At 71.4% G+C, this 18782-nt stretch carries 17 protein-coding genes; 11 read left to right on the top strand and 6 right to left on the bottom strand.

Going from position 1 to position 18782, the window contains the following annotated elements:
* Positions 1–80: 80 nt before the first annotated feature.
* The 10 genes from M6I34_RS17815 (at position 81) to M6I34_RS17860 (ending at position 12385) form a co-directional block, all read left to right on the top strand.
* Positions 81–1181, top strand: a complete 1101-nt coding sequence (locus M6I34_RS17815) for a glycosyltransferase family 2 protein (protein ID WP_272487232.1) — start codon at positions 81–83, stop codon at positions 1179–1181.
* Complete coding sequence (locus M6I34_RS17820; RefSeq protein WP_272487151.1) at positions 1178–3688, top strand: glycosyltransferase family protein; 2511 nt, start codon at positions 1178–1180, stop codon at positions 3686–3688. The genes M6I34_RS17815 and M6I34_RS17820 overlap by 4 nt, the downstream gene beginning before the upstream one ends.
* 4 nt (positions 3689–3692) lie before the next feature.
* Positions 3693–4763 (top strand): CgeB family protein, encoded by a 1071-nt coding sequence (locus M6I34_RS17825; protein WP_272487152.1) that lies wholly within the window; start codon positions 3693–3695, stop codon positions 4761–4763.
* Positions 4750–5703: a glycosyltransferase family 2 protein gene (locus M6I34_RS17830; RefSeq protein ID WP_272487153.1), complete on the top strand. Its 954-nt coding sequence runs from the start codon at positions 4750–4752 to the stop codon at positions 5701–5703. The genes M6I34_RS17825 and M6I34_RS17830 overlap by 14 nt, the downstream gene beginning before the upstream one ends.
* A gap of 19 nt (positions 5704–5722) precedes the next feature.
* Positions 5723–6643, top strand: coding sequence for a dTDP-4-dehydrorhamnose reductase (gene rfbD, locus M6I34_RS17835; RefSeq protein ID WP_272487154.1), 921 nt, complete (start codon positions 5723–5725; stop codon positions 6641–6643).
* A 7-nt stretch (positions 6644–6650) separates the two neighbouring features.
* Positions 6651–7490 (top strand): glycosyltransferase family protein, encoded by an 840-nt coding sequence (locus tag M6I34_RS17840; RefSeq protein WP_272487155.1) that lies wholly within the window; start codon positions 6651–6653, stop codon positions 7488–7490.
* Positions 7481–8461, top strand: coding sequence for an NAD-dependent epimerase/dehydratase family protein (locus M6I34_RS17845; RefSeq protein ID WP_272487156.1), 981 nt, complete (start codon positions 7481–7483; stop codon positions 8459–8461). The genes M6I34_RS17840 and M6I34_RS17845 overlap by 10 nt, the downstream gene beginning before the upstream one ends.
* A 26-nt stretch (positions 8462–8487) precedes the next feature.
* Positions 8488–9531 carry an MraY family glycosyltransferase gene (locus tag M6I34_RS17850; RefSeq protein WP_272487157.1) on the top strand — a complete coding sequence of 348 codons (1044 nt, stop codon included), beginning with the start codon at positions 8488–8490 and terminating at the stop codon, positions 9529–9531.
* 84 nt (positions 9532–9615) lie between these two features.
* On the top strand, positions 9616–11526 hold the full coding sequence (locus M6I34_RS17855) for a polysaccharide biosynthesis protein (protein ID WP_272487158.1): 1911 nt from the start codon (positions 9616–9618) through the stop codon (positions 11524–11526).
* Positions 11527–11545: 19 nt separating this feature from the next.
* Complete coding sequence (locus M6I34_RS17860) at positions 11546–12385, top strand: symmetrical bis(5'-nucleosyl)-tetraphosphatase (protein WP_272487159.1); 840 nt, start codon at positions 11546–11548, stop codon at positions 12383–12385.
* Position 12386: 1 nt separating this feature from the next.
* Here M6I34_RS17860 and M6I34_RS17865 read toward each other — a convergent pair whose 3' ends face one another.
* The 6 genes from M6I34_RS17865 to M6I34_RS17890 form a co-directional block, all read right to left on the bottom strand.
* Positions 12387–13196, bottom strand: coding sequence for a lysophospholipid acyltransferase family protein (locus M6I34_RS17865; protein ID WP_272487160.1), 810 nt, complete (start codon positions 13194–13196; stop codon positions 12387–12389).
* Positions 13197–13211: 15 nt separating this feature from the next.
* Complete coding sequence (locus M6I34_RS17870; protein WP_272487161.1) at positions 13212–14525, bottom strand: dihydroorotase; 1314 nt, start codon at positions 14523–14525, stop codon at positions 13212–13214.
* A 63-nt stretch (positions 14526–14588) separates the two neighbouring features.
* Entirely contained in the window at positions 14589–15554 is a 966-nt protein-coding gene (locus tag M6I34_RS17875; protein ID WP_272487162.1) for an aspartate carbamoyltransferase catalytic subunit, read from the bottom strand.
* Positions 15555–15557: 3 nt separating this feature from the next.
* Positions 15558–16061, bottom strand: coding sequence for a bifunctional pyr operon transcriptional regulator/uracil phosphoribosyltransferase PyrR (gene pyrR / locus M6I34_RS17880; protein ID WP_272487163.1), 504 nt, complete (start codon positions 16059–16061; stop codon positions 15558–15560).
* Between the two features lie 34 nt (positions 16062–16095).
* Entirely contained in the window at positions 16096–16506 is a 411-nt protein-coding gene (gene ruvX, locus M6I34_RS17885) for a Holliday junction resolvase RuvX (protein WP_272487164.1), read from the bottom strand.
* A complete protein-coding gene (locus M6I34_RS17890) occupies positions 16499–17068 on the bottom strand; it encodes a YqgE/AlgH family protein (RefSeq protein ID WP_272487165.1) in 570 nt (189 codons plus the stop codon). Before M6I34_RS17890 ends, ruvX begins: the two co-directional genes overlap by 8 nt.
* Before the next feature lie 86 nt (positions 17069–17154).
* Between M6I34_RS17890 and M6I34_RS17895 the strand changes: the two genes are divergently transcribed.
* Positions 17155–18729, top strand: a complete 1575-nt coding sequence (locus M6I34_RS17895) for a cryptochrome/photolyase family protein (protein WP_272487166.1) — start codon at positions 17155–17157, stop codon at positions 18727–18729.
* Positions 18730–18782 lie beyond the last annotated feature (53 nt).

Consider the following 18782-nt stretch of genomic DNA (forward strand, 5'->3'; position numbering starts at 1 on the left):
GAGCGTGCACCGCGGATTGCCGATGCCGCCGCCGTCGACCGGGAAACTCCCCGATCTTAGTCTCGATGAGCCCCACGGCGATGCCTTCGCCGGCCCGCCGACCTGCAGACTCCACCACATTGTCCCGCCCGTCAGTGACAGTCCCCTCGGTTGCCGTCATCACCCGGACGAAGAACCGGCCGATGCTGCTGCGGCGGGCGATCGCCAGCGTGCTCGGCCAGACGGCCGAAGACTGGGTGCACGTGCTGGTCAACGATGGGGGGGACCCGGCCCCGATCGATTCGCTGGTCGCCGAACACGCCGATCGCTACGCCGGGCGGGCGATCGTCGTTCACCACGAACGCTGCCTGGGCATGGAGGCCGCGTCGAACGCGGGAATCCTGGCCTGCGATTCGCGATTCATCGCGATCCACGACGACGACGACAGCTGGCATCCGGCCTTCCTCGAGCGGCTCCTGGCGCGGCTCGGCGAAGCGGGCGCGCCGACCGTACAGGGCGCCGTCTGCCACTCGGAAATCGTGACCGAAGTCATCGACGGCGATCGCATCGTCGAGATCGGACGCAGACCGTTCAATCCCGAACTGGCCACCATCAGCCTTGCGCGGCTCGCGAGCGGCAACCTCTTCCCGCCGATCTCCTTCCTGTTCTCCCGCCGGGCATACGAGCGCGCGGGCCCCTTCGACGAGTCGTTGCCGGTGCTCGGGGACTGGGACTTCAACCTTCGGTTCGCGCGCGGCTTCGACATCGAGGTGCTGCCCGAGATTCTCGCCTGCTGGCACCACCGCGAATCCGCGGTCGGCAGCGAGCTCGACAACTCGTTCCAGGGCCCCGACCGCCCCCACGATCGGATCCGCTCGCTGATCGTGAACCGCGCGATCCGCCGGGCGATGGGCGATCCCGATACGTCGACGGGCCGCCTGTTCGCCAGCGCGGAGCAGATCGACTACGCGAGGGCGCTGATCGAGCGGTCCAACGCAGCGCAGCTCGAGCACCTGCGGGGCCTGATCGAGCAGTCGGGCGCGGCCCGCGCCGAGGCGCAGTTGAAGGCCCTTGCCGAGATCCGCCAGGAGATCGCCAGGATCGAAGTGCAGGTGGCGCCGCTTCGCGAGGCCGTCGAGCGCGCCAGGGCGATCTCCTCGCGCGCCCCCTTCCGCTGGCTGAAACGCCTGCTCGGCGCATGAGCCCAAGCTGGCGCGTCGTCCTGCTCGACACCAAGCCGAGCAACCCGAACCACTATCTGGTCCTGGGCGTGCTGGACGCCCTGCGCGCGGACGCGCGAGTCGAGGCGGCCGAGCGGGTGCACTACGGCAACGCGATCGACACGGCCAGGCGGATCGGCGCCAACCTCCTGATCGCGTTCGACGGCGAGGAACTCGTTCCCGCGGTCTGTTCGCGGCTGGCCTCGCTCTGCGGACACGCGGCGCTGTGGGTCACCGAGGATCCCTACGAGGTCTCGGCGAACGTCGCCAACGCGGACGGCTTCGATCTGGTGTTCACCAACGATTCGGGCTCGGTGGCCGCGTATGGCGCCAAGGGAAGGCACCTGCCTCTGGCGGGCAGCCCCCTGCTTCACCGCCTCGACGTCCGCGAGGACGCCGACCTTCGCTACGACCTCTTCTTCGCCGGCACGCCGTGGCCGAACCGTGTTCCTCTGCTCAGGCGCGTCCTGACCGCCTTCCCCGGCGCGAGGATCAAGGTCGCGCTCGCGTCGAACCCCTTCCTTCCGGAACCCGATCTTCCGGTGGCGCGCAGCGCCTATGCATGGCGCACGAACAACGCCGATTTCGTCAGGTTCTGCAACGCCAGCCGTGTCGTGCTCGGCCTGCATCGAACGTTCTCGTCGTCGGGGAACGCGCCGTCGGCCCGCACGCCGGGCCCACGCGTATTCGAGGCGGCCTTGGCCGGCACCGCGCAAGTCGTCGATCTGGGCCTTCCGGAGGTGCTCGACTGCTTCGACGAGGGAACCGAGATCGCCGGCTTCCGCAGCGAGGACGAGTGCGTCGCACGGATCGGCGCCCTGCTCGCCGACCCGGGCCTGCGCGCCACGCTCGCGCAGGGGGCCCAGGACCGCGCACTGCGCGAGCACACCTATTCGCACCGGGTCGCCCGCCTGCTCGACGAAATGACGGCGATCGCCCCCGCTGCCCGCCGACCGCCCCTGCTCGCGGCCGGACACGCGAGCCCATCGAGACCCCTCATCCTGCACGTCACGCACAACGTCGCCGGGGTCCCGCCGTTCGGCGGCGTCGAGATCTACCAGGACGCCATCGCGCGCCACCTCGACGATCGCTTCGAACACCTCTTCTTCGTGCCCTCCCGCAAGGCGGCACCGGGCAGACGCTACGAGCTGCAGGACGTTTCCCGCCGCGTGGTCGAAACGCTCGAGTTCCCGGACGACCTGCCGCCGCAGACGGCCAGCGAGCCGCGCCGCGAGGAGGCGTTCGCCAGGCTTCTCGACCGGACCGGGACGAGCATCGTTCACTTCCAGCACCTGCTCGGCCATCCGCTGTCGCTGCCGATGGTCGCGCGTGCGCTGGGCGTCCGGTCGGTCCTCACGCTGCACGACTACTACACCGTCTGCGAGAAATTCACCCTGGTCGGGCACCGCGGCGACTACTGCGACGCCCCGACCCGGTCGCTCGAGTACTGCGACGTCTGCCTCAGGGAGTCGCACGGATTCCTGCCGGGAAGCCAGGCGCGTCGCCGCGCCTTCATGCGAGCCGTGCTCGAGAGCGTCGACGTGGTGCACGCGTCCACCAGGGGCACCGCCGGCATCGCGGAGTCGGTCTTTCCCGGGCTGTTCGAAGACAGGCCCCCCTTCCTGTCGCCGGTCGCCACGCCCGCGACGCCGGATGCCTTGCCCGAGCCGCAGGCGCCCGAAGCGGCGAGCGGCGCCGGCGGCCGCCCTCGGCGGCTCAAGGTCGCGATCCTGGGCAACTTCACCGCGCAGAAAGGGGCGGAAACGATCCTCGGGGCCCTGGAACTGCTGCGCGACGAGCCGATGGACTTCACGGTCTTCGGCAGGGTCGACGAGCCCTTCGGCTCGCGGCTCGCGCGCGCGTCGCTCCGGAATCTCGAGATCGCCGGCCCGTACGAGGCCGGGATGGCCAGCTCCCTGATTCGCGGCTTCGACGTCTCGGTCCACGCGTCGATCTGGCCCGAAACCTTCTGTCTCGCGCTCTCGGAAGCCTGGCAGGCGGGGCTGGTGCCAGTCGTCTCGGACATCGGCGCGCTCGGCGAGCGAGTGGCCGACGGCGTCGACGGCCTCAAGATCCGCCGCGACGATCCCGGTGAGCTGGTGCGAGCGTTGCGCGCCTTGGCCGATTCGCCCGACTTGCTCGCCCGCCTGCGGACGGGTGCCGCGGCGTCGCCGCGCCGGGGCTTCGCCGAGCATCTTGCGGACATGGGCGAGCTCTATGCGTCGCTGGCCAAGGCGGCGATCGCGCGCAAGCCTGCCGACGCCGCCCGCGAAAAGGGGCTGTCGGCGTGGGCCTGCGGCGTCACGCTCGCCAATCCGCGCTGGGCGGGGGAAGACGCCCGTCCGCACTTCGTTGCGCTGCCGGCGCCCGTGGCCATGGGCGGCGCCCTGGAAAAGGCGCTGAGGTTCTACCGCCTTCACGGGTTCCGCCGGACGGCGGCGCGCATCGGTCACGAGATCAGACGGCTTCGTGCCGGAAGGGCGCGCTGACGCAATGCACGATCTGCCCTCCACCGGAGCGCGGTCCGAGCCCGCGCCGCGCGCGCCGCGAGGCACGGCCCCGAGGGTGCTCGTCGCCGGCGCGTCGCCGGACCGGCTGAACCGGAATGCGGTGCTGCGAAGCTTCGTCGTGGAGGGTTTCGCCGAAGTGCTGGGTCGCGAGAACGCCCGCGAGGCGCGCGTCGAACTCGCCGCGCGGGCCGTGGAGCAGTGGCGACCGGACCTCGTCGTCTCGTTCGGCTCCTGCATGCCCGACGAGAGCGACTATTCGGCGCTGCGGCGCGCGTGCGACCGGACCGGCGCGATCCTCGCGTTCTGGCTGCACGACGATCCCTACGAGTTCGACTTCCACTACCGAGCGGCACGCGTGGCCGACTTCCTCTTCTCGAACGACCGCTGGGCGGCGCTCCACATGGACCATCCCCGCGCGGCGCACCTGCCGCTGGCAGCGAGCCCGACCGCCCACTTCAGGCAGCGGCCCGCACGCCGCCGATTCGACGTCTTCTTCTGCGGAGTCGCCTTCGAGAACCGCAAGCATGTCGTCTCGGACCTCGCCGAGACCCTGCGGCGCGTGAACACCTTGGTCACCGGCAGCGACTGGCCGACGAAGTCCCTGCCCTTCGCTCAGGACCGCCACCTTTCGAACGAGGAGGTCGCGGACGGGTGCGCCGCCTCGCTGCTGGTGCTGAACCTGGGGCGCAGCCTGCACTTCGCCAACGACCGCTACCGCCTCGACCCCTCGACGCCCGGCCCGCGCACCTTCGAAGCCGCGATGGCCGGCGCGGCCCAGGCCTACTTCGCGACCGGGCTGGAGATCTGCGAGTACTACGAACCCGGTTCCGAGGTCTTCCTGTTCGACTCCCCCCGCGACTTCGCCAGCCTCCTCGACTCCCTGCTCGCCGAGCCCGACCGGGCGGCCGCGGTCGGGCTTGCCGCCCAGCGCAGGACACTGAGGGACCACACCTACGCCAGACGCGCCGAGCGGATCCTGCGGACCTGTCTCGGCTTCGAACCCGACGCCGGCGGCGCCGACCGGCCCGCCGCGAGCGTCGATGCCGGCGCCTGACACGCATCTCGCAGCGCCGCGCGCGCCCGACGCAACGCGGGAAGTCTGCGCGGTGGTGGTCACCTTCCATCCTGACCTCGCAGTGCTCGAGTGCGCGCTCGCAGCGCTCGCCCCGCAGGTCTCGCGGGTCGTGGTCGTCGACAACGGTTCGACCGCAGCGGGTGTTGCAGCCATCGACCGTCTCCCGGGGGCCGGGCGGCGCACCGTGCTCGCGCTGGGCGACAACTTCGGGGTCGCCGCCGCTCACAACCGGGGCATCGATTGGGCGCGACGGCAGGGGTTCGGCTACGTGCTTCTGCTCGACCAGGACAGCGAGCCGGCCCCCGGCATGGTGCAGTCGCTCCTCGAGGCCCACGTCGAGGCCAGCCGGCGGCGGCGCGTCTCCGCCGTCGGCCCCCGCTACGTCGACCGCGAGCGCGGGTTCTCCTCCTACTTCGTGCGCTTCGGCCTGCTCACTTTCCGGCGAATCTTCTGCGACGGGAGCGAGCGCCTGATAGAGACCGACTTCCTGATCTCGTCGGGCGCCCTGATTTCGATCGACGCCCTCGACGCGATCGGCGGCATGGACGAGGCCCTCTTCATCGACCACGTCGACACCGAGTGGTTCCTGCGTGCCCGCTCGCTCGGTTTCTCGTCCTTCGGGGTCTGCGCCGCGGAGATGCGGCACAGCCTGGGGAATGAGACGATCCGGCTCCCTCTGCTCGGCAACCGGAACATCCCGGTACACTCGCCGCTCAGGCACTACTACGTCTTCCGAAACAGCGTGCTGCTGATGAAACGCCCCTATCCGCCGGCTGCCTGGCGTGCCAACAATCTCTTCAGGCTCTCGGCGTCCTTTCTCGTGTTCATGCTGTTCGCGCCCCGACGGCTCGCGCGGCTCGCGATGATCGCCAAGGGCATCGGCCACGGGCTGCGCAACCGCTCGGGCCGGCTGGCCTGAGCGGGAGCCGAGGGTTCCCATGGACATCGTCGTCACCGGGAAGTCCGGGCAACTCGGCTACGAGCTCGCGAGGCGCATGCGGGCCGCCGATCGGGTGGTCATGCTGGACCGCGATGCGCTCGACCTCGCGGAGCCGCACGCCATCGAGAAGACGCTGCGCGGCCTTCGTCCGGCGGTGGTCGTCAACGCTGCCGCCTACACCGCCGTCGACCGCGCCGAGACCGAGCGCGACGCCGCCTTCCGCGTCAATGCCGACGCCCCCGCCGCGATCGCCCGAGTCTGCCGCGAGATCGGCGCGGCGCTCATCCATTTCTCCACCGACTACGTGTTCGACGGCGCGAAGCCCGGGCGCTACGTCGAGTCCGACGAGCCGCATCCCCTGAACGTCTACGGCGCCTCGAAGCTCGCCGGGGAACGCGCGGTGATGGAGTCGGGCGCGGCGGCACTGGTGCTCAGGACCACCTGGGTCTACGGTGACCACGGCGGCAACTTCCTGAAGACGATGCTCAGGCTGTCGATGGAGCGCGAGCGCCTGCGGGTCGTCTGCGACCAGCGCGGGGCGCCGACCTGGGCGGGCCGGCTCGCCGAGGCGGTGCGGCACATCGTCGATCTGGCCGACGGGCAGCCCGATCCTCTCGCCTGGTTCGAGAGCAAGGGCGGGCTGTACCACGCCTGCGCTGCGGGACAGACGAACTGGTGCGACTACGCGCGGGCGGTCGTCGAGACCGCCGCCACGATCCCGGGAGTACGGGAGCGCCTCCGGGTCAGCGCCGACAGGATCGAGCCGATCCCGACCGCCGAATACCCGACGCCGGCCGCGCGCCCGCTGAACTCGCTGCTCGACACGTCGCGTTTCGAGCGGGAGTTCGGCTTCCGCTTTCCCGACTGGCGCGAGGACGTCGAGGCCTGCGTGCGGCGCGTTGCGCCGGCCATGGCCTGACCGGAAGATGGCTCTGCCGCAAGGCGACCGGGAGCCGGCGTCGCTGAGCGCCGCCATCGTCCTGTACCGGTCCGATCCGCGCATGCTCGAGGCGACCATCGCCTCCCTCGGGCGGGCCGCCCGCGCCATGCGGGGCGGGGCGGCTGCGTCGCTGACACTGGTCGACCACTCGCCGGACGCCGGCGGCGAGCGCGCCGCGCAGCTGGAACGGGAAGCCGCTCGCTGGTTCGGCGAGCCGGTCCGCGTCGTGCCCGACCCGTCGAATCCCGGCTTCGGCGCGGGCCACAATCGGCTTCTCGAGCGCCTCGGACGCTACCACCTGGTGCTGAACCCTGACGTGGAGATCCACGAGGAAGCGCTGGCCGAGGCCCTCGACTTCATGGACGCCCACCCCGAGTGCGGCCTCGTCTCCCCGTCGGCCTTCGGCGACGACGGCCAGCGCCAGTTCCTGTGCAAGCGGTATCCCACGGTGCTGGATTTGCTCCTGCGCGGCTTCGCACCGCAGTTCCTGCGCCGTGCCTTCGCGGCGAGGCTCGATCGCTACGAAATGCGCGACCTGATCGGCGACGGCGTGGTCTGGGACCCGCCCATCGCCTCCGGCTGCTTCATGCTGTTCCGGGGCGACGTCTTCCGCCGGCTCGGCGGCTTCGACCCGCGCTTCTTCCTGTACTTCGAGGACTTCGACCTGAGCCTGCGCGCGGGCCGGATCACCCGGCTGGCCTACCTTCCCTCGGTGCGCATCGTCCACCACGGCGGCCACGCGGCGAGAAAGGGGTTCCGCCACATCGGGCTCTTTGCGAGATCGGCGCGCGCGTTCTTCTCGAAGCACGGCTGGCGATGGTTCTGAAGCGCATCCTCGTCACCGGCGCCAGCGGCTTCGTCGGAAGGGCCGTCTGCGCCCGCCTGATCGAGGACGGCCGCGCGGTCACCGCCGGGGTGCGCAGCGCCGACCGCCGGACGGTGCCGGGCGCCACCCTGCGTCCGACAGGCCCGATCGAGGCGGCCGACTGGCAGCGGATCGTCGCCGGCCACGACGCGGTGATCCACCTTGCCGCGCGCGTGCATCGCCTAGCGGAGGACCCGCAGGCTGCCCGCTCGGCCTATCTGCGCGAGAATCGCGACGCGACGCTCGCGCTGGCCCGCGCCGCCGCCGATGCCGGCGTCGCCCGGCTGGTCTTCGTCAGCACGATCAAGGTCTGCGGCGAAGCCACGACGAACCTGCCGTTCGATGCCGACTGCACCCCGGCGCCCTCGGACGCCTACGCCGAGTCGAAACTGGCCGCGGAGCAGGCGCTGCGGGAGATCGAGGCCGGGTCGGCGATGCAGGTCGCGATCGTGCGTCCGCCCCTCGTCTACGGGCCCGGGGTCGGCGCGAACTTCCTGCGACTGCTCGGGCTGGTCGAGCGCGGCGTTCCGCTGCCGCTCGCATCGGTGCGGAACCGGCGCAGCCTCGTCTACGTGGGCAACCTCGCGGACCTCGTCGTCCGCTGCGTCGACCATCCCGCGGCCGCGGGCCGCACTTTCGTGGCGAGCGACGGCGAGGATCTCTCGACGCCGGCCCTGATCTCGCGGATCGCCTTCGCGCTGGGCGTCGAACCCAGGCTGTGGCGCTGCCCCCCCGCCCTGCTGCGGGCCGCTGCGGCGCTGCTCGGCCGGCGGGCCGCTGCGGACCGGCTGCTCGGGTCGCTGCAGGTCGACCCGAGCGCGGCCACGACGCTGCTCGGCTGGCGCCCGCCGTTCTCGTCGGTCGAGGGGCTGGCCGCCACTGCCGACTGGTACCGACGCCGGCCGAGCGCCGGGGGCACCGAGGACCGATGAGCGCGGCGGCTGCATCCGTCGGAGCGATGCCTGAAGGGCAGATCGCGCTCATCGCGACGGTGGCGCTCGCGGGGCTGGTCGGCCTGCTCGGAACCTGGGCGATGCGCGGATACGCCTTGCGCCGCGAGCTGCTCGACCGTCCGAACGAGCGCAGCTCGCACACCGTTCCCACGCCGCGCGGCGGCGGCATCGCGATCGTCGCCGGCTTCGCCCTGGCCGCAACGGGCTGGACGCTGGCGAGCGGAGACGCCCGGGCCGGCGAGCTCTGGCTCGCGCTGGTGCCGCCCGCGCTGCTGGTCGCCTGCGTGGGCTTCGTCGACGATCACCGCCCCCTTTCGGCCCGGCTCCGGCTGCTGGCCCACTTCGTTGCGGCGGCCTGGGCGGTGGGCATGCTGGGCGGCCTGCCCGCGATACCCCTGCCCGCAGGCCCCCTTTACCTGGGCGCCGCGGGCACGGCGCTGGCGATCGTCGGCACGGTCTGGTGCCTGAACCTCTACAACTTCATGGACGGCATCGACGGCATCGCCGCCTCGGAGGCGGTGTTCGTGGCGCTCGCCGCCGCGATGCTCGGCGGCCCCGGCTCGGCCGCCTTCGTGCCGCTGCTGGCGCTGGCCGCCGCGAGCGCCGGCTTCCTCGTCTTCAACTGGCCGCCGGCCAGGATCTTCATGGGCGACGTCGGCAGCGGCTTCCTGGGCCTGGCGCTCGCCGGCCTGCTGCTGGCCCAGCAGGCGGCCGGCGACCTGCCGATCGGCGCCGCGATCGTCCTGCTGGGGGTCTTCCTGTCCGACGCTACCGCCACCCTGCTGGTGCGACTGCTGCGGGGGGATCGGATACACGAGGCCCATCGCAGCCACGCCTACCAGCGTGCGGCTCGCCGCTTCGGCGGCCACCGCCCGGTCACGGTCGCCGTGATCGCCATCGACCTGCTGTGGCTGCTTCCGCTCGCGTGGCTCGCCGCCCGCTTCCCGGGGTGGTCGCTGCCGGTCGCCGCGGCGGCGCTGGGCCCCTTGTCGGCGCTCGCGCTGGCGCTCGGCGCCGGCCGCCCCGACGCCGGGTCGGACAAGGCGTAAGGTCGGCAACAGTCCGTGCCCCGCCCGCCCGGCAAGGGCGGTTTCGGGGATAATCCTGCAATTCGCCGTCAAGGTTTTCCCCTAGTGTCGATCCAAGACCGCTTCCTCGTCGACCTCCGGAAGGCGATCGCCATCGCCTACGACACGATCGCCACCGGACTCGCGTGGGTCACCAGCTTCCTGCTCGGCTACGGCTTCGCGGTGCTGCCCGATGCCTGGCGCGTGCTGTGGACCACCCTGCCGGTGGTGCTCGCCGTGCACGTCGGGGCGTTCGTCGCCTTCCGGCTCTATCGCGGCATCTGGCGCTATGCGAGCTTCCACGACTTCCGCCAGATCGCCGGCGCGGTCATCATCTCCTCGCTCGTCGTGACCTCGGTCCTGTTCATGTGGAGCCGCGCCGAGCTCACGCCGCGCTCCGCGCTGGTGCTGAACCCGCTGCTGCTGCTCTTCTTCATGATCGGCGGGCGGATCTTCTACCGCTGGTGGAAGGAGCATCGCCCTTACGAGCGCATCCGCCACCTCGGCAAGCCGGTGCTGATCCTCGGGGCAGGCGACGCGGGCTACAAGCTGGTGATGCAGCTGTCTCGCAGCGAAGCGTGGTCGGTCGTGGGGCTGCTCGACGACGACGGCCGGAAGATCGGCCGGGAGGTCTACGGCTCCCCGGTGCTCGGCCGCTGGAACCAGATCGGCGCGATCGCCACCTCCACCGGCGCGCAGCACGCGATCCTCGCCGCGCGCGGCACCGACCACACGACCCGGCGGCGTGCCTTCGATCTCTGCGAGAAGGCCGGCGTTCGCCTTCTCGTGCTGCCCGACATCGACGAGCTGATCGGCGGGCAGGTCAGGGTGTCGTCGATCCGGGAGTTCCAGGTGGAGGACCTGCTGCGGCGCGATCCGGTGCAGCTCGACGTCACCGGGCTCACCCAGATGCTCGCCAACAGCACGGTGCTGGTGACCGGAGCGGGCGGCACGATCGGCTCCGAGCTGTGCCGGCAGATCGCGCGATTCGCGCCCCGGCAGATCGTGCTCCTCGACAGCAGCGAGTACGCGCTGTACACGATCTCGGAGGAGATGGCCGACCGCTTTCCCGGCGTCTCGCTGATTCCCTTCATCGGCGACGTCAAGGACGCCGTCAGGCTCGAGGAGATCTTCGCGCGCTGCGCGCCGGACGTCGTCTTCCACGCCGCGGCCTACAAGCACGTGCCGCTGATGGAGAATTCCAACGCCTGGCAGACGGTGCAGAACAACGCGCTGGGCACGGTCCGGCTGATGCAGGCGATCGCGCGGCATCCGGTTCGCCGGGTGATCTTCATCTCGACCGACAAGGCGATCAACCCGACCAGCGTGATGGGCGCCTCGAAGCGGCTGGCCGAACTGCTGCTGCTGCAGTGGAACCGGCGAGTGCCGACCCAGACGGTCGCCGTGCGATTCGGGAACGTCCTCGGCTCGACCGGCAGCGTCGTGCCGAAGTTCAAGGAGCAGATCGCGCGAGGCGGCCCGGTCACGGTCACCGACCCCGAGATCCGGCGCTACTTCATGTCGGTGCCGGAAGCCACCCAGCTGGTCCTGCAGGCCGCGATGATGGGCAACGGCGGCGAGGTGTTCGTGCTCGACATGGGCGAGCCGGTCAAGATCGTCGATCTGGCCCGCGACCTGATCCGTCTGTCCGGCTTCACGGAAGAGCAGATTCCCATTGCCTTCACCGGCCTGCGGCCGGGCGAGAAGCTCTACGAGGAACTGCTCGCCGATTCCGAGACCACGCTGCCGACGCGGCACCCGAAGCTGCGGATCTCGTCTGCGAACTCCGCGCCGGGCGAGGCCTGGGAGCGCGAGGTGATGGACTGGCTCGAGAGCACCCAGCCGCGCAGCGACGGCGAGGTGCGCGCGGCCCTGGCCCGCTTCATTCCCGAGTACATGCCCTACGGCGGCGAGGCGCCCCGCCCCACGGCGGCCCCGAACGTCATCCCGTTCGGCAAGGAAGTCCGCAAGGCCTGAAAGTCGCCGCGCTCTCGGCATGCTCACTGCGACCTCTCGCCCCGCCCCCCCCGAGACCTGGGCCATCGGCGACGTCCAGGGCTGCCTCGACAGCCTGCTCGAACTCGAGGCCCGGCTCCCCCGCACCGCCCGCGTCTGGCTCACCGGCGACATCGTCAACCGCGGCCCCCGCTCGCTCGACAGCCTTCGCTGGGCGATGGCCCAGGGCGAGCGCCTGGTCACCGTGCTCGGCAACCACGACCTTCACCTGCTGGCGGTGGCCGCCGGCATCCGCAAGGCCCACCGCACCGACACGCTGGCCGACATCCTGGCCGCGCCAGACCGCGACGCGCTGATCGACTGGGTCCGCTCGCGGCCGCTGGCCCACTTCGAAAGCGGGTGGCTGATGGTCCATGCAGGCGTGCTGCCGCAGTGGTCGGTGGCGCGTACGCTGGAGCTGGCCGAGGAGGTGCGCGCGGTGCTGGCCGGCCCGCGCTGGATGGACTTCCTGCGCGAGATGTACGGCAACCAGCCGGCCCGCTGGAGCGATTCGCTGACCGGCCACGACCGTCTGCGGGTCATCGTCAACGCGCTGACCCGGCTGCGCTTCTGCACGGCCGACGGCGAGATGGAGTTCGCCACCAAGGAGGGCGTCGGCGGCGCGCCCGAAGGCCACTACCCGTGGTTCGAGGTGCCGGGCCGCGCCACCGCCGGCGCGCCGATCGTGTTCGGCCACTGGTCGGCGCTGGGGCTGATCGACCGGCCCGACCTGCTGGCGATCGACACCGGCTGCCTGTGGGGCCGGAAGCTGACCGCGGTGCGGCTGTCGGATCGGGCCGTGATGCAGGTGCAGTGCCCGCAGGGGCTCGCGCCCTGGTGAATCAGCCGCCCCCCCGCGCCTTCCTCAGCGTTTCCGACATCTCGTCGTCCAGCGGCAAGCCCAGCCGCTCGGCCATCGCCTGCCGCGCGCGCGCCACGACTTCCTGCCGCGTGTGGCCGGTCACCGGCGGCAACGGATGCAGCTCGGCCAGCACCCCTGGCGCCCCGAGAAGCCGCGACACCGACTCGCCGAGGGTCATCTCGCCGACGAAATTCATCGCATCGGTGGGCTCGCCGCGCAGCCCGGTGTAGCGCACGCCCACCGGCACGACCGGCACGCCGACCTGCAGCGCCGGCTCGACCAGGTTGCCGTGGAACTGCAGCAGGCGCTGCCCGTCGCTGGTGGTGCCTTCGGGGAACACTGCCACCCGCCGCTCGGCGCGCAGCATGTTCTCGATCCGGTCGTTCAGCTGGTGCACCGCGCGGCGCCGCCCCCGCTCGACGAACAGCGTGCCCACGCCGGCCACCAGCGCGCCGACGACCGGCCAGCGCGACACCTCCATCTTCGCGACGAAGTGCGACGGGGAGACCGACAGCACCAGGAAGACGTCGATCCAGTTGATGTGGTTGGCCAGCAGCAGCGCGCCGCCGCGCAGCTGGCCGAGCGGCGCCGCCCCGGGCGCCGGCCGCTCGGAGAGCCGCACGCCGCACACGCGCAACAGCAGTGCCGACCAGCGCGCGACGATCCGGTCGCGCTTCGGGTAGCCGATTCGCGGAAACACCAGGATGACGATCGCCAGCCCGGCGATCAGCAACGCGATCGCGAGCGGCGCCCGGAACGCTATCCGGAGCGTCCGCGCAATGCGATTCATCGAGGGCCGCGCGCGTCAGGCCGAGCGAGCGCCGGCCGTTCGTTCCCAGGCGACCCGCCCGCCGACCAGCGTCATCCGCACCCGCCCTTCCAGCTCGCGGCCCACGTACGGCGTGTGCGCCCCCTGGCTGAGCAGCGTGGCCCGCGACACGGTCCAGGCCTCGCGCGGGTCGAAGACGCACAGGTCGGCAGGCCCTCCGACCTCGAGCCGGCCGGTCGCCTCCGGCACGCCGAGCACCGCCGCAGGCCCGCTGCTGATCTTGGCCAGCGCGGTGGCGAGCGGCACGCCGGCCTCGTTCGCCCACTTCAGCGTGAGCGGCAGCAGCAGCTCCAGGCCGGTCACGCCCGGCTCGGCCTCGCCGAAGGGCAACTGCTTGGCGTCGTCGTCGACCGGCGTGTGGTCGGAGCAGATCGCGTCGATCGTGCCGTCGGCAAGCGCCGCGCGGATCGCGTCGCGGTCGCGCTGCGAGCGGAACGGCGGGTCGACCCGGCAATTGGCGTCGAAGAAGCCGATGTCCAGGTCGATCAGGTGAATGTGGTGGGCGGCGACGTCGCAGCTGACCGGCAGGCCCTCGGCCCGGGCGCGGCGCACCAGTTCCAGGCCGGCCGCCGAGGACAGCCGGCACAGGTGCACCCGGCAGCCGGTGACGCGCACCAGGTCGAAGATCGTGTTCAGCGCCACGGTCTCGGCGATCACCGGCACGCCGGGCAGGCCCAGACGGCTCGCGTAGGGGCCGGCGTGGGCCACGCCGCCGCGCGCAAGGTAAGGGTCCTGCGGATGCAGCCAAACGGTGAAACCATAGGTGCGCGCGTACTGCATCGCCCGCATCAGCACCTGGGTGTCGGTGATCGGTGCCATCGCCTGCGAAAAGCCGACGCAGCCGGCCTCGGCGAGCTCGGCCATCTCGGTGATCACCTCGCCCTTCAGCCCCGTGGTCAGCGAGCCGACCGGGAACAGCCGGGTGCCCTCGATGCCGCGGGCACGATACTTGAGCATCTCGACCAGGCCCGGCTCGTCGAGCGTGGGATCGGTGTCGGGCGGACACGCAAGGCCGGTGATGCCGCCGGCGATCGCGGCCTGCATCTCGGACTCCAGCGTGGCCTTGTACTCGTAGCCCGGCTCGCGAAGCCGCGCGGCCAGGTCGAGCAGGCCGGGCGCCACGACGCAGCCGGCGGCGTCGATCGTGCGGTCGGGGGCGAAGCCTGCAGGCGCATCGCCGATCGCGACGACGCGGCCGTCGGCAACGTGCAGCGCCGAGGCGGCACCCGCCGCCAGGTCGAGGCCGCTGGCCGGATCGACCAGCCTGCCGTTGAGGATCGAGACTTTCATCGGCGCGTTCATCCGTTCAGGCGCTGAAGGTTCGTTCTTGAGAAGGGCGTGTACGGGGCCCGCTCACGACTTGGCCAGGATGCTCATCACGGCCATCCGCACCGCGATGCCGAAGGTGACCTGGTCGAGGATCACCGCCTGCGGGCCGTCGGCCACCGCCGAGTCGATCTCCACGCCGCGATTCATCGGCCCCGGGTGCATGACGATCGCGTCGGGCTTCGCCAGCGCGAGCTTCTCCTCGGTGAGGCCGTAGTGCTTGAAGTACTCCTGGGCCGAGGGCAGCAGCGCGCCGCGCATCCGCTCGTTCTGCAGGCGCAGCATGATGACCACGTCGACGTCGCGCAGGCCCTCGCGCATGTCGGTGAACACGCGCACGCCCATCTGCTCGAGACCGCCCGGCAGCAGCGTGTGCGGGCCGATCACCCGAAGCTCGGGCACGCCCAGCGTGGTCAGCGCGTGAATGTCCGACCGGGCCACCCGCGAGTGCAGCACGTCGCCGACGATCGCCACCCGCAGCTTCGTGAAGTCCTGCTTGAAGTGGCGGATCGTGTACATGTCGAGCAGCCCCTGCGTGGGGTGCGCGTGCCTGCCGTCGCCGGCGTTGATCACGTGCACGTCGGAGCCGCGCGTGCGGTTCACGTGCTCGGCGATCAGGAAGGGCGCGCCGCTCTGGGCATGGCGCACCACGAACATGTCGGCGTGCATCGCCACCAGGTTGTCGATCGTGTCGAGCAGCGACTCGCCCTTGCTGGTCGACGAGGTGGTGATGTTCAGGTTCACCACGTCGGCCGACAGCCGCTTGGCGGCGATCTCGAAGGTGGTGCGGGTGCGGGTCGAGCTCTCGAAGAACAGGTTGAAGACCGACACGCCGCGCAGCAGCGGCACCTTCTTCACGTCGCGATCCGACACGCCGACGAAGGTCGCCGCCGTGTCGAGGATGTAATGGATCATCTCGCGGGACAGCCCCTCGATCGTGAGGAGGTGCCGCAGCTCGCCGTGCTCGTTCAGTTGCGGGTGACGCGCCGCCATCGGTCAGCCCTCGCCTTCTTCGATTCTCAGGTCGAAGCGCCCGTCTTCGCCTCGCGACAGCACGAAATTGCGCTCGGCCGGCAGCGGATGCACCGCGCCGCAGTAGCTCGCCGCGACCGGCAGCTCGCGCCCGCCGCGGTCGAGCAGCACCGCCAGCTCTACGCGGGCCGGGCGGCCGTAGTCGAAGATCTCGTTCAGCGACGCCCGCACGGTGCGGCCGGTGAACAGGATGTCGTCGACCAGCACGATGTCGGCGCCGTTCACGTCGAAGGGCAGTTCGGTGGCCTTCATCTCGGCCGGCAGGCCTCGCCGGCCGTAGTCGTCGCGGTGGAAGGCGCTGGACAGGAAGCCGCAGGGCCTTTCCAGGCCGAGGTCGCGGTGCAGACGTTCGGCGATCCAGGCGCCGCCGCTGTGCACGCCGACCAGCGCGACGTCGCGCCCGGCGATGCCGCTGCGCAGCGCGGTCAGCAGCGAGGCGTAGATCGCCTCGGCGTCTAGGGTTTTCATGGCGTTTCGGTCGAAGTCGGTCCGGCGCCCGGGATCAGCCGCCGGACAGGTATTGTCGCAGGATTGTGGCGGCGGCTTCCGCGTCGTTTCCGGGCTCGCCGGCGTCGCCGGCCACGCTCGAGTAGCGCTCGTCGACCATCGCCACCGGCAGCCCGAAGCGCCCGCCGAGCTGGCGGGCGAAGCGCTCGCACTTCGGCGTGGTGTCATTGGGATTGCCGTCGGCGTGCAGCGGGCGCCCGACCACCAGCGCCGCCGGCTGCCACTCGCGGATCAGCTCGCCGATCCGGGCGAAGCGCGCATCGACCGGCTCGGCCGCGACGATGCACAGCGGCCGTGCCGAGGCGGTCAGCGTATTGCCCACCGCCACGCCGATGCGGCGGGTGCCGAAGTCGAAGCCGAGCAGGACCGCGTCGCGCGGCAACACCGCGCGCGAGCTCTCAGGCATGTCCGGCGGAAGACGCCAGGAAGGTCGGGTCGATGCCCAGCAGCCGGAACGCGCCGAGGAAGCGCTCGTCGACCGGCGTGTCGAAGATCAGTTCGGCGGTGGCCGGCACGGTGAGCCAGGCGTTGCGGGCGATCTCGTCCTCGAGCTGGCCCGGGCCCCAGCCCGAGTAACCGAGCGTGACCAGCATGCCTTCCGGGCCGCTGCCCTCGGCGACCGCCTCGAGGACGTCCTTCGACGAGGTGAGGCCGATCTCGTCGGAGACCGTGACGGTGGAATTCCAGTGCCCGACCGGCCGGTGCAGCACGAAGCCGCGATCGCGCTGGACCGGACCGCCGTAGTAGACCGGCTCGCGCGCCTGCCCGGGCTCCGACAGGCTCAGGTCGATCCGCTCGAACAGCGTGCCGAGGTCGAGGTCGGTCGGCCGGTTGATCACCAGGCCGAGTGCGCCCTTGGGCCCGTGCTCGGCCAGGAACACGACGGCGCCGCCGAAGTTCGGATCGCCCATGTCGGGCATGGCGATCAGGAAGTGGTTGGCGAGGCTGGAAGCGGACTCGGGAAGCATGGCTTCATTGTAAAGGGGCCGCGAGCGCCGGCACAATCGGCCGCTGAATGCCCCCGAGGCGCGCTTCCGGACACCCCCGACACCCCATGACCACCCCACCTCCCGGTTCCGAGACGGCGCTCGTCTGGCTGCGCCGCGACCTTCGCCTGAGCGACCACGCCGCGCTGTCGGCGGCCCTCGACGATTTCTCGCGTGTCCACCTGGTCTTCATGTTCGACCGGGACATCCTCGACCCGCTGCCCGGACAGGAACAAGCGCTTCCGCCCGATGGTCCGTCGGCGACGCCTGCCGGCCCGGCGCAAGAGGGGGTCGCGCCGGCGAGCGCGCAGCCCGCCGGCGGCCACGGCGACCTGCGCCACGACCGCCGCGTCGAGTTCATCTGGCGCTCGATCGCCGAGATCGATGCGCGGCTGCGCGAGCTCGGCGGCGCGCTGCACGTGGTCCACGGCCGGCCGCGCCAGGCGATCCCCGCGCTCGCCGCGCGGCTGGAAGTGGCGGCGGTGTACGCGAACCACGACTACGAGCCGGCCGCGATCGCCCGCGACGAAGCGGTGCGCGCGGCACTGGCCGCGGACGGCCGGGAGTTCCGGACCTTCAAGGACCAGGCGGTCTTCGAACGCGACGAGGTGCTGACCGGCCAGGGCAAGCCGTTCTCGGTCTTCACGCCCTACCGCAACGCATGGATGAAGCGCTTGAGCGACATCGACCTTGCCGAGCGGCCGGTCGCCCTGGCGGCCCGGCTCGCGCCGGCCGCGCACGCGCCCTCGCTGCCCGCGCTGGAATCGCTCGGTTTCGCGGGGACCAACCTTCTCGCGCTCGGCATCGAGCCGGGCGAGGCCGGCGCCCGCCGCGCGCTGTCCGACTTCGCCGACCGGATCGGTCGCTACCGCGAGGCGCGCGACTTCCCCGCGGTGCGCGGCCCCTCGTACCTGTCGGTTCACCTGCGCTTCGGCACGCTGTCGATCCGCGCCGCCGCTCGGCTGGCGCTGCAGACGATGCGCGCCGATCCGGGCGCCGCCGAGGGCGCATCGACCTGGCTCAACGAGCTGATCTGGCGCGACTTCTACTTCCAGATCCTGCACCACCACCCGCACGTCGTGGATCGCGCGTTCCGGCCCGAGTACGACGCGATCCGCTGGGTCGACGGCGTCGCGGGCGACGCGCTGTTCGACGCCTGGCGCGAGGCGCGCACCGGCTATCCGATCGTCGACGCCGCGATCGCGCAGATTCGCCGAAGCGGCTACATGCACAACCGGCTGCGGATGATCGTGGCTTCCTTCCTGGTCAAGGACCTGGGCGTCGACTGGCGGCGCGGCGAGCGCTGGTTCGCCGACCAGCTCAACGACTACGACCTGGCCGCGAACAACGGCGGCTGGCAGTGGGCAGCCTCCACCGGCTGCGATGCGCAGCCGTACTTCAGGATCTTCAACCCGGTCACGCAGTCGCAGAAGTTCGACCCGCAAGGGAAGTTCATCCGCCGCTACCTGCCCCAGCTGGCAAATCTCTCCGACAAGGCGATCCACGCGCCCTGGCTGGCGCCGGCGGCCGAGCTGGAAAGGGCGGGCGTGCGGCTCGGCGTCGACTACCCGTTGCCGATCGTCGACCACGCGGCGGCGCGGGAGGCGACGCTCGGGCGATTCGCGGCGGCGCGCGCGGCTTGAGGGCAGGCGCGAGGCCTCGGCGTTCTCGCGCCTGGATCTCCTGCCCGCCGGCC

The sequence above is a fragment of the Zeimonas sediminis genome (assembly GCF_023721795.1).
In the GTDB taxonomy this organism is placed as follows: Bacteria; Pseudomonadota; Gammaproteobacteria; order Burkholderiales; family Burkholderiaceae_E; genus Zeimonas; species Zeimonas sediminis.

Coding starts and splice junctions, on each gene's coding strand:
- M6I34_RS17815 (WP_272487232.1), top strand. CDS start 81: ATGCCTTCGCCGGCCCGCCGACCTGCAGACTCCACCACATTGTCCCGC.
- M6I34_RS17820 (WP_272487151.1), top strand. CDS start 1,178: ATGAGCCCAAGCTGGCGCGTCGTCCTGCTCGACACCAAGCCGAGCAAC.
- M6I34_RS17825 (WP_272487152.1), top strand. CDS start 3,693: ATGCACGATCTGCCCTCCACCGGAGCGCGGTCCGAGCCCGCGCCGCGC.
- M6I34_RS17830 (WP_272487153.1), top strand. CDS start 4,750: ATGCCGGCGCCTGACACGCATCTCGCAGCGCCGCGCGCGCCCGACGCA.
- rfbD (WP_272487154.1), top strand. CDS start 5,723: ATGGACATCGTCGTCACCGGGAAGTCCGGGCAACTCGGCTACGAGCTC.
- M6I34_RS17840 (WP_272487155.1), top strand. CDS start 6,651: ATGGCTCTGCCGCAAGGCGACCGGGAGCCGGCGTCGCTGAGCGCCGCC.
- M6I34_RS17845 (WP_272487156.1), top strand. CDS start 7,481: ATGGTTCTGAAGCGCATCCTCGTCACCGGCGCCAGCGGCTTCGTCGGA.
- M6I34_RS17850 (WP_272487157.1), top strand. CDS start 8,488: ATGCCTGAAGGGCAGATCGCGCTCATCGCGACGGTGGCGCTCGCGGGG.
- M6I34_RS17860 (WP_272487159.1), top strand. CDS start 11,546: ATGCTCACTGCGACCTCTCGCCCCGCCCCCCCCGAGACCTGGGCCATC.
- M6I34_RS17865 (WP_272487160.1), bottom strand. CDS start 13,196: ATGAATCGCATTGCGCGGACGCTCCGGATAGCGTTCCGGGCGCCGCTC.
- M6I34_RS17870 (WP_272487161.1), bottom strand. CDS start 14,525: ATGAAAGTCTCGATCCTCAACGGCAGGCTGGTCGATCCGGCCAGCGGC.
- M6I34_RS17875 (WP_272487162.1), bottom strand. CDS start 15,554: ATGGCGGCGCGTCACCCGCAACTGAACGAGCACGGCGAGCTGCGGCAC.
- pyrR (WP_272487163.1), bottom strand. CDS start 16,061: ATGAAAACCCTAGACGCCGAGGCGATCTACGCCTCGCTGCTGACCGCG.
- ruvX (WP_272487164.1), bottom strand. CDS start 16,506: ATGCCTGAGAGCTCGCGCGCGGTGTTGCCGCGCGACGCGGTCCTGCTC.
- M6I34_RS17890 (WP_272487165.1), bottom strand. CDS start 17,068: ATGCTTCCCGAGTCCGCTTCCAGCCTCGCCAACCACTTCCTGATCGCC.
- M6I34_RS17895 (WP_272487166.1), top strand. CDS start 17,155: ATGACCACCCCACCTCCCGGTTCCGAGACGGCGCTCGTCTGGCTGCGC.